Source organism: Bradyrhizobium sp. (assembly GCF_049581145.1).
Lineage (GTDB): Bacteria > Pseudomonadota > Alphaproteobacteria > Rhizobiales > Xanthobacteraceae > Bradyrhizobium.
Window position 1 is genome coordinate 1 of the sequence record NZ_JBAURI010001081.1, and the last position, 4,431, is coordinate 4,431.

The window sequence follows — 4,431 nt, forward strand, 5'->3', positions numbered from 1 at the left end:
GTCAAACGATCTGCGCAGTCGGCGAACGCCACCACGCTTTCCAGGTCGTGGTAGCCGTCGCCGCGGCGCCCGACCACACGAAGGGTCAGGTTGACCTTGGCGCGCCCAATCTCGCGCAGCGTCCCACGCGATGCGGCAGAGCCGGCATTCGCGTCCGTGTGTCCGTCAACCGTCATTCGCGAATGTCAAACCCAGAGAGCCGGACCAAAGCCTGCGCCGGAAATGCCAGGCTTTCTAGCGTCCCGGCTACCGCCTTCGCAAGAGACGCCGCGGCCGTCAACATCGAACAAGGCTTTGGCGACCCCTGCGGACAATCCGGAAGCCTGGCTTCAGCCGCCCTTGCCGTCCTCGTCCTTGCCGTCGTCCTTCTTCTTGTCGATGTCGGTGGGCGCGGCCGCAGCCGCCGAAGCGGTGCCCGGCTCCTCCGGCAGGCCGTTGGCGATCTTGGCCTCGATCTTCGGCAGATCCTCCGGATCGGGCTTGAGGTCGCGCGCATGAGCCCACTGGAACTTGGCTTCCAGGGTGCGGCCGACATGCCAATAGGCATCGCCAAGGTGATCGTTGATGGTGGGGTCTTCGGGCTTGAGGTCGACCGCGCGTTCGAGATTCTTCACCGCCTCATCGTAGTTGCCGATGCGGTAATAGGCCCAGCCGAGGGAATCGACGATATAGCCGTCGTCGGGACGCTGCTCGACGGCGCGCTTGATCATCTTCATGCCTTCGTCGAGATTGACGCCCTGGTCGATCCAGGAATAGCCGAGATAATTGAGCACATTTGGCTGATCGGGCTGCAGCTCGAGCGCCTTCTTCATATCGGCTTCGGCCTTGGGCCACTGGTGCGAGCGCTCCTCGCAGATGCCGCGGTAATAGTAATAGACGTTGTTGCTCTTGTCGTCGCCCGGCGGCAGCGCGTCGATCGCCTGCGAATAGGTCGTGACGCAGTCGGCGAATTTCTTGCGGCCGCGCTCGACATTGCCGAGCGCCATGATCGCCTCGATGTCCTTGGGGTCTTCCGCGATCACGCCCTTCAGGATCTTGATCGCCTCATCGCTGCGATCCGCGCTGTCGAGATCGGTCGCAAGCTGGATCTGGGCGTTGCGCTTCAACGGCGAGTTCGCCGGCACGCGCTCGTAGACCTTGATCGCCATCGCCGGCCGCTTCACCGACTCGTAGAGATCGGCAAGCGACAACAGCGCCAACGGATGGTTCGGCTCGAGATAGAGCGCAAGCTGCAGATAGACCAGCGCGAGATCCTCGCCGCCGCGGCGGACCAGGGTGGCGCCGACGCCATAGAGCGCTTCGGCGGCGCCGGCCTGAACCGAATCGACCAACGGCGGCAGCTTCTTGCCGGCCTTGGTGTCGCGCATGCCTTCTTGCACCAGCGGGTGGCGCGCGAGCTTCTTGTCGAAGGCCTCGTAGATCCCGTAAGCCGCATCATCGTCCTTGTTGCGGCTCAGCCAATGGGCGTAGCCCTCGGACACCCGCAGCATCGACGCATCCATCTTGGCGGTCAGCTTGTAGGCCCGCTCGAACCTGGCGCCGGCATCCTTTTCCTTGCCCGCGAGATCGAGAATCATGCCGGCATGCAGATCCTTGAAGATCGGATACCATTCAGGACCGGTCAGCTTGTCGATGTTGGCAACCGCCGTCTTGGTGTCACCGGAGCCATAGCTCGCCCAGGCCGACAACAGAGTCGCGACCAGGTCGGTGATCGGGCCGCGGACCGACTGGTTGAAATTGACCTCTGCGGCGGAATATTTCTTCAGCTTCAGGTCCCGCACCCCGACCACGAGGCGGGCAACGCGGTTGGATTTGTCGATCGCCAGCAGCCGATCGGCGAGCTTCACCGCTTCGTCGATATCGCCGTCGGCGACCGAGGAAATGAAGGCGCGATCCAACAGATCGTTGTTCTTCGGGTCGGCGCGCAAGGCGGAGCGATAGAACTCCGCGGCCGAACCGGCATCCCGCTCCACCCCGGCGTGGCGGGCGGCCAGATAGCTGCCCGACGTGGTCAGACCCTTCAGATCATTCCGGGTCGGAAACGGCGACGCGTTTTCCGAGGGGTGATCGGGCGTCTGCGCCAGGATCGTTCCGGGCACGCTCAGCGCGGCAAAGGTACAAACGGCAACGGTCCAGCGAGTGCAACGAAAGGAGAGCATCACGGTTCGCCTTGGTTAGCTTCCAGGGATTGAAGAAGAATTGTCTCGAATGCGAACCCAATCGGCGGCATCAAGACGGGCGAGAATGCCGTGTTTGGCGTTCAACCGCAAGGATGGGCCAAGACAATTCGGTTGGCAGGAACGCCCTTGCGGTCGCCCGACGATCCGTCAAAGACCCCGGTAGTGTGGCCGTATCGTGGCTGGCGGTCGCGGCCGGCTGTCGCGGCCGGCTCACGCAATCGTGCGTTACATCGCCTCGTAGTTCGGGCCGCCGCCGCCTTCCGGAGGAACCCAGGTGATGTTGCCGTTCGGATCCTTGACGTCGCAGGTCTTGCAGTGAACGCAGTTCTGGGCGTTGATGACGAAGCGCGGCCCCGACGCTTCCTCCACCCATTCGTAAACTCCGGCCGGGCAATAGCGGTTCGATGGCCCGGCAAACACGTCGTGCTCGGAGGTCTTCTGCAGCTTCAGATCCTTGACCTTCAAATGGATCGGCTGATCTTCCTCATGATTGGTGTTGGAGAGGAACACCGACGACAGCCGGTCGAAGGTGAGCTTGCCATCCGGCTTTGGCGCGGCCATCGGCGCATGCGCCTTCGCCGGATCGAGCGTGCTGCGGTCGGGCTTCGCGTGCGACTGGGTTCCGAACAGCGAGAAGCCGAGCGTGTTGCACCACATGTCGATGCCGCCGAGCATGACGCCGATCACGGTGCCGAACTTCGACCACAGCGGCTTGACGTTGCGGACGGTATAAAGGTCACGACCGACCTGCGACGAGCGCCAGGTATTTTCATAGTCGACGAGTTCGTCATTGGCGCGTCCCGCCGCGAGCGCCGCGCCGACATGCTCGGCCGCCAGCATGGCGCTTCCGATCGCGTTGTGCACGCCCTTGATGCGCGGCACATTGACGAAACCTGCCGCACAGCCGATCAGCGCGCCGCCCGCGAAAGTGAGCCGGGGCACCGACTGATAACCGCCCTCGGTGATGGCGCGCGCGCCATAGGCCAGCCGCTTGCCGCCCTCGAACAGCGTGCGGATCGTGGGATGGGTCTTGAAGCGCTGGAACTCGTCGAACGGCGACAGATAGGGATCATGGTAATTGAGATGCAGGACGAAGCCGACTGCGACCAGATTGTCGTCGTAGTGATAGAGGAACGAGCCGCCGCCCGTCTTGCTGTCGAGCGGCCAGCCGAAGGAATGCTGGATCAGGCCCTTCCGATGCTTGCCCGGCTCGACCTGCCAGACCTCCTTCAGGCCGATGCCGAACTTCGGCGGCTCGCATTTGGCATCGAGCGCAAACTTCGCGATCAGCTGCTTGGTCAGGCTGCCGCGCGCGCCTTCCGCGAACAGCGTGTATTTGCCGCACAGCTCCATGCCGCGCGTAAAATTCGGCTTGTGCGAGCCGTCCCTGGCGATGCCCATGTCGCCGGTCGCAATGCCGCGCACCGCGCCCTTGTCGTCAACCAGCACCTCAGTGGCGGCAAAGCCCGGATAGATCTCGACCCCGAGCGCTTCGGCCTTGGCGGCGAGCCACCGGCATAGCCGGCCGAGCGAGCCGATATAGCAGTGATGGTTGTTCATGAGCGGCGGCATCGCGAAGTTCGGCAATGGAATAGCCGAACCCTTTGTCATCCAGAGGAACTTGTCGGCCGCGACCTTGGTCTTCAGCGGGCAGTCGGCATCCTGGCGCCAGTCCGGGATCAACTGGTCGAGCGATACCGGATCGATCACCGCGCCGGACAGAAGATGCGCGCCGACCTCGGACCCCTTCTCCACCACGACGATGTTCAGGTCGGCGTTGAGCTGCTTCAGCCGGATCGCAGCCGACAGGCCTGACGGCCCGGCGCCGACGATGACGACGTCGAATTCCATGGACTCGCGCGGGGGTAATTCTTCACTCATGATCCAGTCTCAGCCCAATTTTTGGGGTTCTTACCCTCTTGTTTCCGATTTTTCCGGGGGAGACAACCATGGAAATATGTTTCGCCATGACGCAATGCGGCGTAAGTTTGCGCGATGTCGTCGATGACGCCTGAACCCGCCCCCACCATGCATCAACTGCTGGCCTTCTATCTGGAGGCCGGCGTCGATTGCGCGCTGGCGGACGAGCCGGTCAACCGGCTGGCCGATTCCGATCTCGTTGCGGCCGTCCGCGACGTTTCCCGCGAAGCCTCCGTTGCCCGCCAGGCAATGCCGGCGCAGCCGGTCCGGGAGATCGCGGCCCCACTTCCGGCTCTGCGCGGCGAGCCGCCGCCCGCGCCCGATGCCGCGA

2 protein-coding genes and 2 pseudogenes are annotated in these 4,431 nt (G+C 63.6%); 1 reads left to right on the forward strand and 3 read right to left on the reverse strand.

Annotation, left to right across the window (positions count from 1 at the left end):
- The 3 genes and pseudogenes from WCB02_RS34905 to WCB02_RS34915 all read right to left on the reverse strand — a co-directional run.
- Positions 1 to 176: pseudogene (locus WCB02_RS34905) on the reverse strand (4-(cytidine 5'-diphospho)-2-C-methyl-D-erythritol kinase); the annotation flags it as partial.
- Positions 177 to 329: 153 nt separating this feature from the next.
- Positions 330 to 2,159 carry a tetratricopeptide repeat protein gene (locus tag WCB02_RS34910; protein ID WP_423965832.1) on the reverse strand — a complete coding sequence of 610 codons (1,830 nt, stop codon included), beginning with the start codon at positions 2,157 to 2,159 and terminating at the stop codon, positions 330 to 332.
- A gap of 246 nt (positions 2,160 to 2,405) precedes the next feature.
- A complete protein-coding gene (locus WCB02_RS34915; protein WP_423965834.1) occupies positions 2,406 to 4,064 on the reverse strand; it encodes an electron transfer flavoprotein-ubiquinone oxidoreductase in 1,659 nt (552 codons plus the stop codon).
- Positions 4,065 to 4,175: 111 nt separating this feature from the next.
- Here WCB02_RS34915 and WCB02_RS34920 point away from each other — a divergent pair.
- Positions 4,176 to 4,431, forward strand: a pseudogene (locus tag WCB02_RS34920) (uracil-DNA glycosylase); the annotation flags it as partial.

Coding starts and splice junctions, on each gene's coding strand:
- WCB02_RS34910 (WP_423965832.1), bottom strand. CDS start 2,159: ATGCTCTCCTTTCGTTGCACTCGCTGGACCGTTGCCGTTTGTACCTTT.